At 40.7% G+C, this 18,817-nt stretch carries 12 protein-coding genes, 1 tRNA gene and 2 rRNA genes (1 of these 15 only partly in view); all 15 read right to left on the reverse strand.

From position 1 onward, the window contains the following. Positions 1 to 962, reverse strand: a 23S ribosomal RNA gene (locus tag IGJ32_RS12370); it reaches 1,952 nt to the left of the window's first position. Positions 963 to 1,141: 179 nt separating this feature from the next. Next, positions 1,142 to 1,214, reverse strand: a tRNA-Ala gene (locus tag IGJ32_RS12375). Between the two features lie 78 nt (positions 1,215 to 1,292). Continuing rightward, positions 1,293 to 2,852: ribosomal RNA gene (locus IGJ32_RS12380) — 16S ribosomal RNA — on the reverse strand. The 16S and 23S rRNA genes sit together here with 1 tRNA gene alongside, the layout of an rRNA operon. Before the next feature lie 884 nt (positions 2,853 to 3,736). Further along, complete coding sequence (gene lysS, locus IGJ32_RS12385; RefSeq protein WP_010720573.1) at positions 3,737 to 5,233, reverse strand: lysine--tRNA ligase; 1,497 nt, start codon at positions 5,231 to 5,233, stop codon at positions 3,737 to 3,739. 118 nt (positions 5,234 to 5,351) lie between these two features. After that, complete coding sequence (gene dusB / locus IGJ32_RS12390; protein ID WP_034700012.1) at positions 5,352 to 6,347, reverse strand: tRNA dihydrouridine synthase DusB; 996 nt, start codon at positions 6,345 to 6,347, stop codon at positions 5,352 to 5,354. Next, positions 6,348 to 7,235 (reverse strand): Hsp33 family molecular chaperone HslO, encoded by an 888-nt coding sequence (gene hslO / locus IGJ32_RS12395; RefSeq protein ID WP_010720575.1) that lies wholly within the window; start codon positions 7,233 to 7,235, stop codon positions 6,348 to 6,350. Positions 7,236 to 7,410: 175 nt separating this feature from the next. Beyond that, the gene (gene ftsH, locus IGJ32_RS12400) at positions 7,411 to 9,522 is read right to left on the reverse strand and encodes an ATP-dependent zinc metalloprotease FtsH (protein WP_010720576.1); all 2,112 of its coding nucleotides are present in this window, start codon (positions 9,520 to 9,522) and stop codon (positions 7,411 to 7,413) included. Between the two features lie 90 nt (positions 9,523 to 9,612). Continuing rightward, complete coding sequence (gene hpt / locus IGJ32_RS12405) at positions 9,613 to 10,158, reverse strand: hypoxanthine phosphoribosyltransferase (RefSeq protein WP_010737292.1); 546 nt, start codon at positions 10,156 to 10,158, stop codon at positions 9,613 to 9,615. Then, positions 10,158 to 11,600 (reverse strand): tRNA lysidine(34) synthetase TilS, encoded by a 1,443-nt coding sequence (gene tilS, locus IGJ32_RS12410; RefSeq protein WP_342081956.1) that lies wholly within the window; start codon positions 11,598 to 11,600, stop codon positions 10,158 to 10,160. The genes hpt and tilS overlap by 1 nt, the downstream gene beginning before the upstream one ends. Before the next feature lie 110 nt (positions 11,601 to 11,710). Continuing rightward, positions 11,711 to 12,193, reverse strand: coding sequence for a S1 domain-containing RNA-binding protein (locus IGJ32_RS12415; RefSeq protein WP_342081957.1), 483 nt, complete (start codon positions 12,191 to 12,193; stop codon positions 11,711 to 11,713). Positions 12,194 to 12,237: 44 nt separating this feature from the next. Next, entirely contained in the window at positions 12,238 to 12,651 is a 414-nt protein-coding gene (locus IGJ32_RS12420) for an FtsB family cell division protein (protein ID WP_010737290.1), read from the reverse strand. Between the two features lie 62 nt (positions 12,652 to 12,713). Further along, positions 12,714 to 12,989, reverse strand: coding sequence for an RNA-binding S4 domain-containing protein (locus IGJ32_RS12425; RefSeq protein WP_010720581.1), 276 nt, complete (start codon positions 12,987 to 12,989; stop codon positions 12,714 to 12,716). Beyond that, positions 12,989 to 14,599, reverse strand: a complete 1,611-nt coding sequence (locus tag IGJ32_RS12430; protein ID WP_010720582.1) for a putative polysaccharide biosynthesis protein — start codon at positions 14,597 to 14,599, stop codon at positions 12,989 to 12,991. The genes IGJ32_RS12425 and IGJ32_RS12430 overlap by 1 nt, the downstream gene beginning before the upstream one ends. A gap of 15 nt (positions 14,600 to 14,614) precedes the next feature. Continuing rightward, on the reverse strand, positions 14,615 to 18,136 hold the full coding sequence (gene mfd / locus IGJ32_RS12435; protein WP_010720583.1) for a transcription-repair coupling factor: 3,522 nt from the start codon (positions 18,134 to 18,136) through the stop codon (positions 14,615 to 14,617). A 15-nt stretch (positions 18,137 to 18,151) separates the two neighbouring features. Further along, on the reverse strand, positions 18,152 to 18,712 hold the full coding sequence (gene pth, locus IGJ32_RS12440) for an aminoacyl-tRNA hydrolase (RefSeq protein ID WP_010720584.1): 561 nt from the start codon (positions 18,710 to 18,712) through the stop codon (positions 18,152 to 18,154). Positions 18,713 to 18,817: the final 105 nt, after the last annotated feature.

Consider the following 18,817-nt stretch of genomic DNA (forward strand, 5'->3'; position numbering starts at 1 on the left):
GGCATTCGGAGTTTATCTGAATTCGGTAACCCGAGATGGGCCCCTAGTCCAAACAGTGCTCTACCTCCATCATTCTCAATTCCGAGGCTAGCCCTAAAGCTATTTCGGAGAGAACCAGCTATCTCCAAGTTCGTTTGGAATTTCTCCGCTACCCACACCTCATCCCCGCACTTTTCAACGTACGTGGGTTCGGTCCTCCAGTGCGTTTTACCGCACCTTCAACCTGGACATGGGTAGATCACATGGTTTCGGGTCTACGACTACATACTCAAACGCCCTATTCAGACTCGCTTTCGCTGCGGCTCCGTCTCTTCAACTTAACCTCGCATGCAATCGTAACTCGCCGGTTCATTCTACAAAAGGCACGCCATCACCCATTAACGGGCTTTGACTTGTTGTAGGCACACGGTTTCAGGTTCTATTTCACTCCCCTTCCGGGGTGCTTTTCACCTTTCCCTCACGGTACTGGTTCACTATCGGTCACTAGGGAGTATTTAGCCTTGGGAGATGGTCCTCCCGGATTCCGACGGAATTCCTCGTGTTCCGCCGTACTCAGGATCCTCCTAGGTGCCTTCCAAATTTCATCTACGGGGTTTTTACCCTCTTTGACTGACTTTTCCAAGTCATTCGACTATCTGAAAGAACTACCATATTGGAGTCCTACAACCCCAATGAGCAAGCTCATTGGTTTGGGCTTTTCCCGTTTCGCTCGCCGCTACTCAGGGAATCGAATTTTCTTTCTCTTCCTGCAGGTACTTAGATGTTTCAGTTCTCTGCGTCTACCTCGAATGCGCTATGTATTCACGCAAACGTAACATCCTATAAAAGATGCTGGGTTCCCCCATTCGGAAATCTCTGGATCATAGCTTACGTACAGCTCCCCAAAGCATATCGGTGTTAGTCCCGTCCTTCATCGGCTCCTAGTGCCAAGGCATCCACCGTGCGCCCTTATTCACTTAACCTTATCAACCTTGCGGTTGGGTTTTGATCTTTCTTCTAGCGATAGAAGTCCGATCAAGAAAATAAGCAATTGAACTTATTAAAAAACTCATTCAACGCGGTGTTCTCGGTTTGTATTACTAATTTACTTCAAATATCCAGTTTTCAATGAACAAAATGTTTTAACAACTAATGTTGTTAATGGAGCCTAGCGGGATCGAACCGCTGACCTCCTGCGTGCAAAGCAGGCGCTCTCCCAGCTGAGCTAAGGCCCCGATTTATTTTTGAGAGTAGACCTCTCAAAACTGAACAAAGTATAAAACAAACAGTGTAGTCTCCGTAATATTCCTTAGAAAGGAGGTGATCCAGCCGCACCTTCCGATACGGCTACCTTGTTACGACTTCACCCCAATCATCTATCCCACCTTAGGCGGCTGGCTCCAAAAGGTTACCTCACCGACTTCGGGTGTTACAAACTCTCGTGGTGTGACGGGCGGTGTGTACAAGGCCCGGGAACGTATTCACCGCGGCGTGCTGATCCGCGATTACTAGCGATTCCGGCTTCATGTAGGCGAGTTGCAGCCTACAATCCGAACTGAGAGAAGCTTTAAGAGATTAGCTTAGCCTCGCGACTTTGCGACTCGTTGTACTTCCCATTGTAGCACGTGTGTAGCCCAGGTCATAAGGGGCATGATGATTTGACGTCATCCCCACCTTCCTCCGGTTTGTCACCGGCAGTCTTGCTAGAGTGCCCAACTAAATGATGGCAACTAACAATAAGGGTTGCGCTCGTTGCGGGACTTAACCCAACATCTCACGACACGAGCTGACGACAACCATGCACCACCTGTCACTTTGCCCCCGAAGGGGAAGCTCTATCTCTAGAGTGGTCAAAGGATGTCAAGACCTGGTAAGGTTCTTCGCGTTGCTTCGAATTAAACCACATGCTCCACCGCTTGTGCGGGCCCCCGTCAATTCCTTTGAGTTTCAACCTTGCGGTCGTACTCCCCAGGCGGAGTGCTTAATGCGTTAGCTGCAGCACTGAAGGGCGGAAACCCTCCAACACTTAGCACTCATCGTTTACGGCGTGGACTACCAGGGTATCTAATCCTGTTTGCTCCCCACGCTTTCGAGCCTCAGCGTCAGTTACAGACCAGAGAGCCGCCTTCGCCACTGGTGTTCCTCCATATATCTACGCATTTCACCGCTACACATGGAATTCCACTCTCCTCTTCTGCACTCAAGTCTCCCAGTTTCCAATGACCCTCCCCGGTTGAGCCGGGGGCTTTCACATCAGACTTAAGAAACCGCCTGCGCTCGCTTTACGCCCAATAAATCCGGACAACGCTTGCCACCTACGTATTACCGCGGCTGCTGGCACGTAGTTAGCCGTGGCTTTCTGGTTAGATACCGTCAAGGGATGAACAGTTACTCTCATCCTTGTTCTTCTCTAACAACAGAGTTTTACGATCCGAAAACCTTCTTCACTCACGCGGCGTTGCTCGGTCAGACTTTCGTCCATTGCCGAAGATTCCCTACTGCTGCCTCCCGTAGGAGTTTGGGCCGTGTCTCAGTCCCAATGTGGCCGATCACCCTCTCAGGTCGGCTATGCATCGTCGCCTTGGTGAGCCGTTACCTCACCAACTAGCTAATGCACCGCGGGTCCATCCATCAGCGACACCCGAAAGCGCCTTTCAAATCAAAACCATGCGGTTTCGATTGTTATACGGTATTAGCACCTGTTTCCAAGTGTTATCCCCTTCTGATGGGCAGGTTACCCACGTGTTACTCACCCGTTCGCCACTCCTCTTTTTCCGGTGGAGCAAGCTCCGGTGGAAAAAGAAGCGTTCGACTTGCATGTATTAGGCACGCCGCCAGCGTTCGTCCTGAGCCAGGATCAAACTCTCATAAAAAGTTCGAACAATCTTACGATTGTTAAGCTCAATTGTTTGCTAGCATATTGCTTGCTTGTTAAAAATGTTTGTTGTCTTGAATCAATCAAGACGCCCTACACATTTGGTTTGTCTTTGCTTTGTTCAGTTTTCAAAGGTCTACTTGATTAAAAGCTAATCATTTGAGATTGCCGTAGCAACTTTTATATCATATCAGAGTGTCGTTTGTTTGTCAACTCTTTTTTAAAAGTTTTTTAACTTCATTTTTCAGAAGTGTTTCAGCAACTCATTTATCATAACTCATCGTTTGTTATTTGTCAACAACTTTTTTGAAGTTTTTTTCGATAGAATCAAGCTTCGTAAGCTGTTGTTTTTTAAACGACTCAGTTATCTTATCATGTGATCTCTCACACGTCAAGAACTTTTTGAAGTTATTTTTCATTTTTGTCAGAAGTTATTTAGTGATAACTTTTGAACAAATAATAATATACCAACTAAACCTTTAACGGTCAACGAATTTTTTGTATTTTTTCAAGTTTTTTTCATTGGACGATCATTTCTGTAATTTTAAAAATAATCATTCGTATTTTAATAGTTTTCCTGCGATATTACTCCTCCCTTATTCTTTAATATTCGTTATAAATAAGAAGATCGTTTAATCAATCCACTCAAATACAAGCAAGCAATTCCTTTATCTATGCCTCCACATAATAAATTTCTCGATTATCCTCGCCTTGCATTTTTTTACCGTACCTCATTATTTCAAAAAAGAAACTGACAAAAAGTGGTGTAAGTTTTACGCTATCTATTAAAAATAGAGTGATCCTTTAACTTCTCTCTTTTACTAGATTATAAAAAAAGAAGCCAACAGTTCTTGGCTTCTTTTTTATTCATATTCACCATATCTAACGCATCGTTGGGAATAGTAAAACATCACGGATCGACTGTGCATCCGTCAATAACATAACTAAACGGTCAATTCCGATACCTAGACCGCCAGTTGGTGGCATACCATATTCTAAAGCTTCCAAGAAGTCTTCATCGACACCGTGTGCTTCATCGTTTCCTAGCTCACGTTCTTTTTCTTGGGCTTCAAAACGTTCTCTTTGATCAATTGGATCATTTAATTCGGTAAAGGCATTCGCAAATTCCCGACCAACGATAAACAATTCAAAACGATCGGTAAAGCGTGGATCTTCTGGATTCTTTTTCGCCAATGGAGATACTTCTACTGGATGTCCGTAAACAAAAGTTGGTTGTGTCAATGTTTCTTCCACAAAAGTTTCAAAGAACTCATTGATGACATGACCTACGCCCATTGCTTCGGTCACTTCTACGTGATGCTCTTCAGCAAGTGCTAATGCTTCTTCTAATGTCATTTCTTTCCAGAAATCGACACCTGTTTGCTCTTTGATCGCATCTACCATATGGATACGTTTAAAGTCACTTTCCAAATCAACTGCTTGGCCATCATAAGTGATTTCTGCTGTACCAAGAACTTTTTGGGCTGCATTACGAATGATTCCTTCAGTCAAGTTCATGACATCCTGGAAATCTGTATAAGCGGTGTAAGCTTCTAACATCGTAAATTCTGGATTATGAGTTGTATCGATCCCTTCATTACGGAAAACGCGACCGATTTCGTAAACTTTTTCCATTCCACCCACAATTAGGCGTTTTAAATGAAGTTCTAACGCAATACGTAAGTATAAATCAATATCTAGTGCGTTATGGTGTGTAATAAATGGACGAGCTGCAGCACCACCGGCTTCATTGTGTAAGACTGGTGTTTCTACTTCAATATAGCCATTACCATCTAAGTAACGACGGATTTCGCTAATAATTTGGCTACGTTTCATGAAGCGATCAAAACTTTCACGGTTACTGATCAAATCAAGATAACGTTGACGATAACGTTGTTCGATATTAGTCAATCCATGGTATTTATCTGGTAGCGGACGTAAAGCTTTTGATAAAATAGTGATTTCTGATGCCTTGATTGAAACTTCGCCCGTATCAGTCTTCATGATTTCACCTGTTACGCCAAAGAAGTCTCCTAAATCAGCATGTTTGAATACATCATAGGCTTCATCACCTACTTGATCTTTACGTACATAAATTTGGATTTGGCCTTCACGATCTTGTAAGTGAGCAAATCCAGCTTTTCCTTTACCACGACGAGTGATCATTCGACCGGCTACACTTGCAGTTAGCCCCATCTCTGCTAATTCTTCTTTTGTTCTTGGATCAAACAATTCATGTAATTCTTCTGAATTGTGCGTACGTTCAAATCGTTTACCAAAAGGATCAATCCCATTTTCTCTTAATTGCTCCATTTTTTGACGGCGAACAAGCATTTGATCGTTTAAATCTTCTACTTGATGTTGTTGTTCCTGTGTCACAAAAGTTCCTCCATTCTCATGTTATTCTCTTTCCTATAATGCCAATGAAACACAAAAAAAGCAAGCCGAACTTAAAGTTCGACTTGAAAATTCACGAAAAACTTAGAAAATCACTAGATTATTTCACAGATACTTTTTCTGTTTTCTCTAAAAAGCGGTCAAGCAATTCATTGATTTCTACTTGTTTTTCTGCTTGATTGATTGCAACTTTTACTTTTGCTGCTCGAGAGATTCCTTTTAAATAATAGGAAGCATGTGTCCGAAATTCTCGGCACGCAACAACCTCCCCTTTTAAATCGACTAAACGTTTCAAATGTAATTTAGCGGTCTCGATTTTTTCTCTTGGTGTTGGTTCAGGGATTAACTCGCCGGTTTCTAAGTAATGCTGGGTGCGATGGATCATCCAAGGATTGCCTAACGCTGCACGCCCAATCATCACACCATCCGCTCCTACGTATTCTAACATTCTTTTAGCATCTTCCGGAGTTTTGACATCTCCATTGCCCATAAATGGGATCTTGAGCTGACTTTTAACTTCTTTCAATACTTCCCAGTTTGCTTTACCTTCATACATTTGTACTCTCGTACGTCCGTGCATGGCGATTGCACTGGCGCCAGCTGCTTCAGCCGCTAAAGCATTTTGCACAGCAAAAACATGTTGTTCATCCCAACCGATTCTCATTTTCACAGTAACTGGTACATCAACAGCAGAAGAGACAGCTTGTACCATCTCATAAACTTTATCTGGATCCAATAACCATTTAGCACCTGCTTCTGCTTTGATGATTTTGTTCACTGGGCAACCCATATTGATATCAATGATGTCAGCCGCTGTATTTTCTTGAACGAATTGGGCAGCCTCGACCAAAGTATCTTTGTTTCCACCAAAAATTTGCAAGCTTAGTGGATGTTCTGTTTCTTCGATATGCAGCATCTCTAATGTTTTCTTGTTTCTAAAATGGATTCCTTGGTCACTGATCATCTCACAGACGACTAATCCAGCACCGAACTCTTTGACGGTCACACGAAAAGCTGAATTAGTGATTCCAGCCATCGGTGCGACAACTACTCGATTGGGAATTTCAACATGTCCGATTTTCCATGTATGTTCCACTTATTTTCCTCCCAGCGCTTCTGCTTTTAGCTCGGATAATTCTGCTTCACTGTATTCATACTTGTTGTTGCAGAATGAACAAACGGCTTCTGCTCCGTGATCTTCATCAATCATCGCTTGGATTTCTTCTGCCCCTAAAGCAATAATTGCTTCCCCAAATTTTTCTTTTGAGCAATCACATTTGAATTGTACCGGCATTTTCTCTAAAATATTCAACTCACTAGTTCCTAGTAAACCTTCAAGAATTTTTTCAGGTGTTAATCCTTCGTCTAATAAAGTAGAAATACGTGGTGTCGTTTTTAATTGTTCTTCGATTTTACTGATAGTTTCTTCATCTGCACCAGGCATGATTTGGATCATAAATCCACCAGCTGTTTTGATACTGTCATCCGTGTTAACTAAAACGCTCAATCCAACTGCTGAAGGAATCTGTTCTGAGATTGCAAGATAATAGGTAAAGTCTTCCGCAATTTCTCCAGAAACAATAGGTGTTTGTCCCGAAAATGGTTCTTTCAAACCGAGGTCTTTAGTAACACTGAACATCCCTTGCGTTCCCACAGCACCACGCACATCAATTTTTCCTGCTTCATTCAAAGGTAGGCTCAAATGAGGGTTTTGGATATAGCCTTTGACTTCTCCTTTGCCATTCGCATCTACCACAATCCCATTAGCCGGACCATTCCCTTGAATCCGCACAGTTAACTTGTCTTCGCCTTTTAGCGTCGAACCTAGTAAAAGTCCGCCAACAAGCGTACGACCTAATGCAGCCGATGATGTATGCCAAGTGTCGTGTCGCTTTTGGGCTTCTGCAACAGTGTTTGTTGCTTGAACTGCATAAGCACGTACATAGCCATCATAGGCCAGTGCCTTGATCAAATAATCTTCCATTTATTTATGTACCTCTTTTCCGATTTTTAAATTCATAGTGAATCATACTAGTTACGCTGATAATTTTCAACTTATGAATGTTATCTTTTCTTTTATTTGCCTATTCTATAATAAAAAATAAAACAACTACTAAAAAAGAGCCACGACTTTTGTCGTAGCTCTCATTTTTTAGCGATTATTTCGGTTGATCATCCGAATCATCTGTTGAAGAAGTTTGATGTTCTTCTTCATTTAATTCTTTTTTCTCTTCTTCAAATTCTTTCTTATCGTGCTCAAAATCTTGTTTTTCTTCCGCTTGTTTTTCTGCGTCTTTTTCTTCCAAAGCACGTTTTGCTTCTTCAAAAGTTTGCGCTTCTTTTTCACTAGGATAGTTAGCAGATTCTGAACCTTCAGGCATAACACCTTTTTCAAATAAAGATTTGATTGCTTTCGCATCGAGTGTTTCAAATTCTAACAGTTTTTCAGCGATCAATTTATGTTGTGCTCGATGTGCTTCGATGATCTCATGCGCTTTTTGATGAGCTTCCATCAAAATCTTACGCACTTCTTGGTCAATTTCAAAGGCCACTTGTTCAGAGTAAGCTTTCGTTTGACCATAGTCACGACCAACGAATACTTGATGATTTCCTTCATATTGAACTGGACCTAAACGATCACTCATTCCATATTCAGTTACCATGCTTCGTGCTAAAGCTGTTGCTTGTTCAAAGTCATTAGAAGCCCCAGTTGATTGAACGTTGAAGATGATTTCTTCTGCTGTTCGACCACCAAGCAAACCAACGATTTGTTCAAACATATCTTCTTTTGTCATTAAGAATTGATCTTCTTTTGGTAAGGCGATCATATAACCACCTGCACGTCCACGTGGAATAATGGTTACTTTATGAACCACACGTGCCCGACTCAAGACTAAACCAACGATCGTATGACCTGCTTCGTGATAAGCCACCATTTCTCGTTCTTTTTTGCTGATTACGCGATCTTTCTTAGCTGGACCTGCAATCACGCGATCTTCTGCTTCATCAATATCTGAAGCATCGATTTTCTTCTTGTTACGACGAGCCGCAACTAAAGCTGCTTCGTTTAAGACATTTTCTAAATCTGCACCAGCAAAACCTGGTGTTTGTTGTGCCACGACTTTCAAATCAACGTCATCTGCCATCGGTTTGTTTCGTGCGTGAACACGTAAGATTGCTTCACGGCCTTTTACATCTGGACGACCAACTAAAATTTGACGGTCAAAACGTCCTGGACGTAAAAGTGCAGGGTCAAGTACATCTGAACGGTTTGTTGCAGCAATGACGATAACACCTTCATTCCCATCAAATCCGTCCATTTCAACTAGCAATTGGTTCAGTGTTTGTTCACGTTCATCATGTCCACCGCCCATGCCTGCGCCACGTTGACGACCAACAGCATCAATTTCATCGATGAAGATGATTGCTGGAGCATTTTTCTTCGCTGTTTCAAATAAGTCACGAACACGACTTGCCCCAACACCCACAAACATTTCTACAAAGTCAGAACCTGAAATAGAGTAAAACGGTACACCCGCTTCTCCAGCTACAGCTTTTGCTAACAATGTTTTACCAGTTCCTGGAGGTCCTTCTAAAAGAACACCAGCTGGGATACGTGCGCCTAACTCAACAAAACGTCGCGGATCTCTTAAGAATTCAACAACTTCAACCAACTCTTGTTTCTCTTCTTCTGCACCAGCGACATCTGAGAAGCGTACACGGTTCGCTTTTTTGTCGGCTTCTTTGGCTTTTGATTTACCAAAGTTCATGACACGGCCACCGCCGCCTCCGCCACCACCTTGTTGCCCCATCATCATATAGAAGAAGAACACAAGGATGATAATTGGTAAGAAGCTTAGCAATAAGGATACCCATACGCCACTGCTTGATTCTTCTTTGACTGTTGTAGCTACGTTATGTTCTTTCGCTAAATCAGTCACTTGGCTAAGTGTGGTATCGTTTGGCAAAATAATCGTTGTAAAGTGTGTCGTTTTTGTATCTGTCGATCCTAAGATAGCAAGTCCACCACTGTTAGAGACGGTTTGCTGTTCTTTATACTCTCCAGAAATTTTATATACACCATTTGCAGGTTGCACTTCAAATTCTTTGATTTTACCTGCTTGTAATTGTTCTGTAAATTTTGTGTACTCGATATCTGACGATCGTTGGCCGTTATTACCAAAGATAAAATATACGACCATAACCATCGCTAAGATTACGAGGACATAATACAAGGCATTTTTCATCATGCCATTGTTTTTTTTGTTCATAGTTGCCCTCCCTATGCGTTATTTTAATTTAGCATTTTTTTTATCAATCCTGACCATTCTATTGTAACACAATTTATAGTAGATACAGCACTAATTTGATTGATAAACGCTAGGCTTCAATACACCGATGTATGGTAAATTACGGTAAGCTTCTGCATAATCTAATCCGTAACCCACTACAAATTCATTAGGAACATTGAATCCAACATAGTCTGCTTCAATATCAACTACTCTACCTTCTGGTTTATCAAGCAATGTGACAATTTTCACTGATTTTGCTTTACGGTATTTAAATAGATCAACCAAATAAGCGAGTGTTCTTCCACTATCGATGATATCTTCAACGATCAGTAAGTCACGGCCTTCAACATTGGTATCTAAATCTTTGACGATTTTGACTTCTCCTGATGAAACCGTTGCATTTCCATAACTTGAAACATCCATAAAGTCTATTTCCAAGTGAGCATCAATCGAACGTATGATATCTGCCATGAATGGAACAGCGCCTTTTAGAACACCAACAACGAGTGGATTATTATGCTTATAAGTTTCTGCCAATTCTTTGCCTAGTTCTTCACAACGAACTTGTATTTCTTCTCTTGTAATCAAAACTTTTTCAATATCCTTTTCTAACATCAGGTTCTCCTTCCAATTGCTTCTTTGTGATATTTGTAAAGAAGTATGTAGTGTATTTTATCAGTTTCTACACCAATACTCAAATAGGAATAGGTAAATGGGACCAAACTATAAATATTTTCATTTTGATCCCTCACGACCCATGCCTCTTTTCTTTGTGAATCAGGTACTTTGTTATCAATCAAATATCTGGATATTTTCTTTTTTAGTTTGCTATTTAGCTGGATACGCTCTCCTGCTTGTCTCTTTCCTACAAACAGTTCTTGATGTGAAGATAGCCAAAGATCATGAGAAAACTCGTCCCAATCATCTGCTTTTTTAGCTTCTTCGGCTGCTTCAGGTGTAAACAAGCCGATCCAGCAGCTTTCATCCAACCTGATGCGTTGATTCAACTCCAACTTATACGCCTCTGTTCGTTCTTGTATTGTTTTTGAGGGATCAGCTTTCTCTTGGATAAGATAGATTTTTTCATAGCTACGTTGCAGAACCCACCCTCGTTCAAGAGTAATTTTCCATTGGCCTTTTTTCTGTTGACACTGTTGTAAAATCAGTTGGATTTGTTTTTCTTTGATCACGATCGCTGTTTTTTCAAAAAAATGATCAAAGAATGCGTATAAGAAATAATAGCTTTCTTCTTCTGGCATCTCCGCTAATAGTTTCCAAGGAAAATGCACCCGTTCGTTTTCTTCTACGACATTTTCCATCAAGACTTTCTTCATGTGTGTTTGAATCAATCGATCTGCCCATTGGATCTGCTGCGAAAAACGTTGAAAATGAACCATTGCTTGTGGATTTTCTTGTTTTAGTTGAGGCAGAACCAAATGACGAAGGCGATTACGTTGAACATCCAACTCTTGATTCGTATGGTCTTCAAAATAAACCAGCTCTCGCTCTGAAGCATATTGATATAATTGCGCCTTACTAAATCCTAGTAACGGACGAATCAATCGACCATTGGAGAAGGGTTGGGCTTCTTTGATCCCAGCATAGGTACTAAGTTGCCCCCCACGCAACAACTTCATTAAAACCGTTTCCATTTGGTCATCCCCATGATGTGCCGTCATTAGGCAGTCATAGCTGCCGCTTTGCATCTGCTTCGCAAACACTTGATAACGAAACTCTCGAGCCGCTGTTTCAATGCCCTTTTTTGTTGGCTTTTCCCAAACTTCCACTTGTAACGGGAGTTGATGTTGTTGACAATACTTCTTTAAATACGCAACTTCATGAACAGATTCTTCTCTTAATTGATGATTGATATGGGTCACTGCCAAAAAGAAACCCCATTTTTTTTGCGCTTCCATCATTAAATCCAGAAGAACCATAGAATCTACTCCCCCAGAAACCGCCAGTAGCGCTCTTGTTTTTTCATTCAAATAACCATTGATTTCACAATTTGTCAAAAAACGTTGTCTGATCTTCCTTGCGTCTTGTTCTTCTTCCATCGAATCACTTCCTTGTTCCTTCTCGGCTTCGATCAACCTACCATCAAAGATTCCAATGAAAAAAAGAGCGGACAAAAGTCTGCGACAATTGCCTGCTCTTAAGTTTTTGGTTAGCTGCGACGTCCGCCGCGTCCGCCACGTTTACCTTCTGTATTGCGCTTCAAGGAAGTCAATCGATCATCACTATCCTTTAAAAATGAACTCATTAATGAATCGAAGTCTTCTTTATGGTTATTAGAAGATTGACTGCGAGAAAAAGGTTTTTTCTGTGTTGAACGACCTCGATTATCGCGAGGATCTCTTTGTTGGTATTTTTTTGGACGCTTATCATCATCTGATTCTGTTGATTCCGTTGGTTTTGGTTGTGTTTGACGGATTGATAATCCAATTTTACCATCATCATTAACTGAGATAACTTTAACAGTTACTTCATCACTGACACTTAAAACATCATGAATATCTTTGATATAGCCATTTGAGACTTCACTGATATGAACTAGACCAGTTTTTCCAGCTCCTAAATCAATAAACGCGCCAAAATTTGTAATTCCTGATACTTTCCCTTGCAGTTTTGCTCCTACCTCGATTGACATAAAAAAAATGTTCCTCCTAATTATTAACCTATTTATAATACTGCTTATTTTGCAGTTGTTGAACTAGTTGTTTGGTCTGTGTCATCCGTATTTGATTCTAATACTGGATAAACCTGCTCGCCTTCTTTTGAATAAAAGTATTTGCTTCTCGCAAGTTTCGCCACATAGTCATCATCTTTCAATAATGAGACATCCTGTGTTAGCTGATCCACATCAGCATTGACTTGGCTTAATTCCGTATTTGCTTCAACTTTCAATTCGTTTAATTGATTCATTCTTTGCATATCACGAAAAATTTGAAAACCTAAAATTGCGAAAATGACCAAAGCACCTATAAAAATAACTGCTAATCGACGTCTACGAAAAATCAACTGGCGTTGTTGTTCTTGAAATTCGACATATTTTTTCTTTGCATACTCTGTATCTAAAGCAGCAATTTTGTTGCTTTTTTTTGTCACTTCTCTTCGCTCCAATCTTTTTTGATTGTCGTTTTCATTATACCAATATCATTGAGGGTTGTCTAATCTATTTCGTCAGTGTTTTGCTTGCGAATCTCCGAAATGATCTCATACATTTTTTGAGCATCTTCTTTTTTCGTTGACTCATGTAATTCATTGACTTTTACTTCCATTGTTTTGTTTCCAAATTGGATCTTCAATTGATCGCCTACCTTGACATCACTAGAAGATTTAGCCAATTTTCCGTTGATTTGAATTCTTCCTTTATCTGCCACTTCTTTTGCTACAGAGCGGCGTTTGATAATTCGAGAAATTTTAAGAAATTTATCTAATCGCATTAGGATTCCTCACTTTTATTTTTTATAAGTTTATTAAATCGTAAAATCTTTTTTCCAAACGGTAACATCAACCATTCTCTAACCGTAAATAATTTTGTCCAGATCACAGCATTCACAAAGACGAACGCTCCGATTCCTACACCTGCTAAACTGGCAAAGAATGCAGAAGACCGATGAGCAACCGGGCCAAAAATCATCGTCAGTCCGCCATAATAAATCAGTAAGGCTAAGATCATCCATCCCAAACATTGAAGCAATTTACTTCCAAAGCGACGTTCTTTCCAGAACTGATTGATTTCACTAGTCTCCGTGTGGACAAAATACCATAGAGTGACAGCCAATCCTAGCAAGGTCGACAAACTAGCTCCTACTGTCCCTAGATAACCAGTTAGAAACGGGGTTGCCAAAGCTTTGGCTAACAGCCCCCAGCCTGCACCTTTCAAAGAGGGACGAAAAGAATTTTTACTTTGGGCAATACTTTGATAGGTTTGGATGATTGCTGTTAAAGCAATTGCAAAGACGAATAGCACCAACGCTGCATTCCCAGCGTAATCTTTAAATAGCGCATAGTTGATATACGGTAAAAGCATAGCTAGACCTACAGAAGCAGCTAATGCTAAAGTCGTTGTTAACCGTAAATAGATTTTGGCAGTCTTTAGAAATTGACTATGCACAGCCGTCATCAAGTACTTCGTCAATGCAGGTAAGAAAGTCGCACTTAATGCAGTTGCAATCACTAGTCCTAATTGAACTAACGGTTGCCCACGATCATAGACCCCTTTTGCAATTTTTGCACTTTGTTCAGATAGTCCATAAACTTGAAGCGCATTTTTTACAAAAAATGAGTCGATCAGCTGAAAGAAAATCAGCAGACCACTATAGATTGACACTAAGCCCCCTTCAACTAAAAAACGCCGGATCAATCGTTTGTCAGGTCGTTTCGTGACCGAAAAATGTCGAAAACTTAACGCTCCACCATGGATTTTTTGTTCATAATAGCGCAACACACCATAGGCACAAAGTCCCCCGATGACTGCACCACTCATAGCAGCAGTTCCTGTTTGGTAAACTGACCAGCCAAATAGTCGAAAAGCAAAGGCACTGAAAACGATGATCGCCACTCTCACAAATTGTTCAACGACTTGTGAAACAGCTGTCGGTTCCATCAAAAATCTGCCTTGGAAATTTCCTCGATAAAAAGATAGTCCTGGCATCAGTAAGAAAGTAAATGAAACGATTTGGATCAGCGGTCGTAATTGCTGATCCCCCATCATCCAAGCAATCCAACGGCTAAAGAGAAAAGTAAACAGCCACAGAACAATCCCTGTCCAAAAAACTAATGGATAAAGCCGTTGCAGTGCTTCTTTTCGCTGAATTGGATCTTTTCGTTCAGCGACATATTTTGAAATGAATTGCGGTAAACCAGACAACGCTAAAGTCATGGCAATCCCATAGATTGGGTATACTTGTTGGTATACATAAAATCCTTCATCACCAACTAAGTTTTGGAGCGGAATGCGGTACAGCGCACTTAGGACTTTTGCTATGAAAGAAGCAATCGTCAATATAAATGCGCCATGCATCACGCGACGCATCTCTTTATGGTCCAAAGTATTCGCTCCTTCCTAAGCAGACAGATATTTTTGTTCACGTAAAGCTTTGACAAAACGTTGGATTTCTTGCAACCAAACTGCTTCATCGGTCTTGTTAGGAACCGTTAGTCGAATCACCATTTTTTCTTTTTCTACACCTAAACTTGCTTTTAGTTTTGTTGCAGTCAAAGCTTCAAATAACTGTTCTACAGTATAGCGTTTTGTTCCTGCTTTACTTAGATTAAAGACGATAGTCTGCTGTTGCTTGCGAATTGTTTCAATCAAGGCGCGATCGCCATCCATTTTGATTTGGCCAATCGTTAAGAGATGTGCCACCTCTTCAGGGTATTCCCCAAAACGGTCTAAAAGATCATCTTCTAATTCATCAAGCATTTCTTGTGAATCAAGTTCCCTGATCCGTTTATAAATTTCAATTTTCTGTCTTTGGTCCGAAACATATTCTTCTGGCAAGTAAGCATCGACCCCAAGATCGATTTCAACTGCTGTTTTTTCCACTTGGTTGTTCTTTCCTTGTTTACGTAAAACAGCATCACTTAACATTTGCGAATACATGTCAAATCCGACAGCATCAATAAAGCCGTGCTGCTGCGCACCTAGCAGATTTCCTGCTCCTCGGATCGATAAATCCCGCATAGCGATTTTAAAACCAGAGCCTAGTTCGGTGAAATCTTTAATGGCTTGAAGACGTTTTTCGCTGACTTCATTCAAGATTTTTTGTTGTTCATACATGAAGTAGGCGTACGCCACTCGGTTGCTTCGTCCCACACGACCTCGTAATTGATAAAGAGTCGATAGCCCCATGTAATCAGCATTTTCAACGAAGAGCGTATTCGCATTTGGAATATCGACACCCGTTTCAATGATCGTCGTTGTGACTAACACATCATATTGTCCTTCAATAAAATCAAACAATGTATTTTCTAATTGTGCTTCAGTCATTTGACCATGCGCATAACCGATCCGTGCTTCTGGTACAAGTTCTTGGATTTCTTCCACTTTTTGTTCGATCGTCTCTACTCGATTATAGAGATAGAACACTTGACCGCCACGCCCCATTTCTCGATGGATAGCTTCACGAATCGCTCCAGGATTTTTTTCCATCACGTAAGTTTGAATCGGATAACGATTGGCAGGCGGTGTTTCGATCACTGATAAATCACGAACCCCGAGCATTGACATGTGGAGTGTCCGTGGGATCGGTGTCGCTGTCAACGTCAAGACATCCACTTGGGCACGTAGTTGTTTCAAACGTTCTTTATGTTTTACACCAAAACGCTGTTCTTCGTCAACGATCAATAACCCTAAGTCACTAAATTCAATGTCTTTAGATAAGATACGATGCGTTCCGACTACGATATCGATTTGTCCAGTACGTAATTGTTCAATCGTTTCTTTTTGTTGTTTTTTCGTTCGGAAACGACTCAATAGACCTACATTTACTGGAAATCCTTCAAAACGTTCCAACATCGTTTCATAGTGTTGTTGGGCGAGAATGGTCGTAGGAACTAAAAAGGCAACTTGTTTACTTTCCTTGACGGCTTTAAAAGCAGCTCGTAAAGCCACTTCCGTTTTACCGTAGCCAACATCACCAACGAGCAAACGATCCATCGGTTTTTCTTTTTCCATATCTCGTTTGATCTCTGCGGCACTCCGTAATTGGTCATCCGTTTCAGAGTATGGGAAGGCATTTTCAAATTCTTTTTGATACCCATCATCCGGTCCAAACGCATACCCTTTTTCTGATTCTCTGGCAGCATATAGTTTGATCAGATCATCTGCGATATCTTCAATTTTAGACGAAACCTTTCTTTTGGTTTTCGTCCATTCACTACTGCCTAATTTATTGATACGAGGTGCTTTTGATTCAGAAGCAACATATTTTTGGATCAAATTCAGCTGGGTAACCGGAATAAATAATTTATCGTCATTTTGATAAAGGATCGTCATGTAGTCTTGATGGACACCATCCACTTCTAACGTTTCCATCCCAATATATTTACCGATCCCGTGATTTGCGTGAACGACATAGTCGCCTGCTTTTAGTTCATTATAGCTTTTTAAACGTTCCGCATTAGTTACGGTTTGTCGCCGTGTTTGTTTCTTCGTCGTTTTTTGGAAAATTTCTTTTTCCGTAATTGCGACTATTTTCTCTTGAGGAAGTTCGAAACCTGTTTGCAGCGCCCCTTCCACTAGTTGCACTTGTCCTCTGATCAGTTTTTCTTTTTCGGTTTCCACGACTAGGATCTCTTCATCACGTAACATCTGCTCCGCTTTTCTAATCCGTTCTTTCGTAGGAATAAAGATGACTACTGTTTGTTCTTGCTTACGCCATCGGTCCATTTCTGTTTTCAATAATGGCATTTGACCGAAAAATTGTTGCATCGTACGATATTGAAAATTGTGAATCGCTTGAAAACGTAAATTCCCCATACCCTTTTGAAAAAGCGCAAAAAAAGTCGTCACAAATTTTTCTTTTTGAACTAATTTATGCACATCATTGACAAAGACTTGCTCTGAGAAGACACGTAATTCACTAATTTTTTGTGTTTGCCATTCAGCTGCTTCTCTTTCGATCTCCCGATTTGTTTCCATGATTCGTTGATAATCATCCACAATGAATAAACTACTTGTTGGAAAATAATCAAGGATCGTCGTTTCTTCTTGATAAAGAAGATCAGCATAAAGTTTCGCGTCTTCTGTCGGATTTCCTGCTTGCCATTGCGCGATCACTTGTCCAAAATAATCCTGCACGAATTGGCGGTCTGTTTCTTCTGAAATCGTCGCTAGTTTCTTTTCTAACAACTTTTCCAGTCGGTCGATCCCATGAAGTAAATCAGCTTGGTCGTAGACCTGTTCACTTGTCGGTGCGATCCAAATTTCTGTTACTTTTTCGATCGAGCGTTGAGTTTCTACTTCAAAATATCGCATGGAGTCAATCTCTACATCAAATAATTCGATACGTACGGGATGTTCGAGATTGATCGGATAGATATCAATGATGCTGCCACGAATACTATACTCTCCCGTTTTTGCCACCATCTCAACTCGTTCGTAGCCTAATAAAGTCAATAGACGAGGCAGATCGTCAACGGCTATTTCCTCTCCCGTTCGCCAAGTCAATTGGGCTTGTTTCCAAACTTTTGGACTGGGTAATCGTTTATGCAATGCTGCTACTGGTAATAAATAGACCCCTGGTTGTTTTTGTTGCAGGGCATTTAGTGTAGCAACTCTTTCTCTTCTTGCTTCTGGGGAAGAAAAAGCCATTTCCGCAGAAAGAACTTCATCTACTGGAAAAGAATGTATTTGTTCTGCTGGCAAAACATGTTGCAAATCTTCTGCTAGTTGATTCGCATAATACAGATTAGGCATTAATACGACTAAGTTTTTCTTTGTTTTTTTGAACGCTCGAGCAAAGAGAAGAGTTTTGGCTGAACCAGCTAAACCAGTGATCAATTGTCTTGGTGATTTTTCTTCTATCTGGTTGAGCCATTCCTTTACCTGTGGATCTTTACCAATTAATTGAACGATATCCATTTTTTTCCTCCTTCGCTAATTGAATTTGTTCATCGTATCGATAAACGAATGACCATCCAGCATAAACTCGAGTGCTGCCACTGACTGATCGATACTTGCTTCAATCAATGGTTGAACTTCTTTACTAAATGGGCTTAGCACGTGTTGAACAACAGTTTTGTTTCCTTCTGGTCGACCAATGCCTACTTTGATACGGTCAAATACATTCGTATTCAAGTGAGAAATGATACTTTTTATTCCATTATGCCCTCCAGCACTCCCTTTTTGGCGCAAGCGGATCTTGCCAGTTACAAGATCTAAATCATCATAAACAACAACTAATTCTTCCGGATAAATACCGAAATAAGTCATTAATGGTCCTACAGCACGACCAGATTCGTTCATAAAAGTTTGCGGCTTCACTAATAAGATTTTTTCTCCTTGATAGAAAAACTCTGCAACTTCCGCTTCAAATGTATTTTTTTTAAACACAGCTTGTTGCTTTTCAGCCATGCGATCAACGACCATAAAGCCGATATTATGTTTGGTTTGTGCATATTTGGTTCCTGGGTTTCCAAGCCCTACGATCATTTTCATTTGTTCTACCACCTAATTGAAAAAAGCAGCACAAAAGGCTGGAGCGCCCTAAAGCAATCCAGTCTTTGACTCATTTTTTCATTTTTTTACTTTCTACTATTAAGT

The sequence above is a fragment of the Enterococcus sp. DIV1639a genome, from assembly GCF_050530445.1.
Taxonomy (GTDB): Bacteria; Bacillota; Bacilli; order Lactobacillales; family Enterococcaceae; genus Enterococcus_B; species Enterococcus_B hirae.

Coding starts and splice junctions, on each gene's coding strand:
- IGJ32_RS12415 (WP_342081957.1), bottom strand. CDS start 12,193: ATGTCAATCGAGGTAGGAGCAAAACTGCAAGGGAAAGTATCAGGAATT.
- pth (WP_010720584.1), bottom strand. CDS start 18,712: ATGAAAATGATCGTAGGGCTTGGAAACCCAGGAACCAAATATGCACAA.
- hslO (WP_010720575.1), bottom strand. CDS start 7,235: ATGGAAGATTATTTGATCAAGGCACTGGCCTATGATGGCTATGTACGT.
- tilS (WP_342081956.1), bottom strand. CDS start 11,600: ATGGAAGAAGAACAAGACGCAAGGAAGATCAGACAACGTTTTTTGACA.
- hpt (WP_010737292.1), bottom strand. CDS start 10,158: ATGTTAGAAAAGGATATTGAAAAAGTTTTGATTACAAGAGAAGAAATA.
- IGJ32_RS12425 (WP_010720581.1), bottom strand. CDS start 12,989: ATGCGATTAGATAAATTTCTTAAAATTTCTCGAATTATCAAACGCCGC.
- mfd (WP_010720583.1), bottom strand. CDS start 18,136: ATGGATATCGTTCAATTAATTGGTAAAGATCCACAGGTAAAGGAATGG.
- ftsH (WP_010720576.1), bottom strand. CDS start 9,522: ATGAACAAAAAAAACAATGGCATGATGAAAAATGCCTTGTATTATGTC.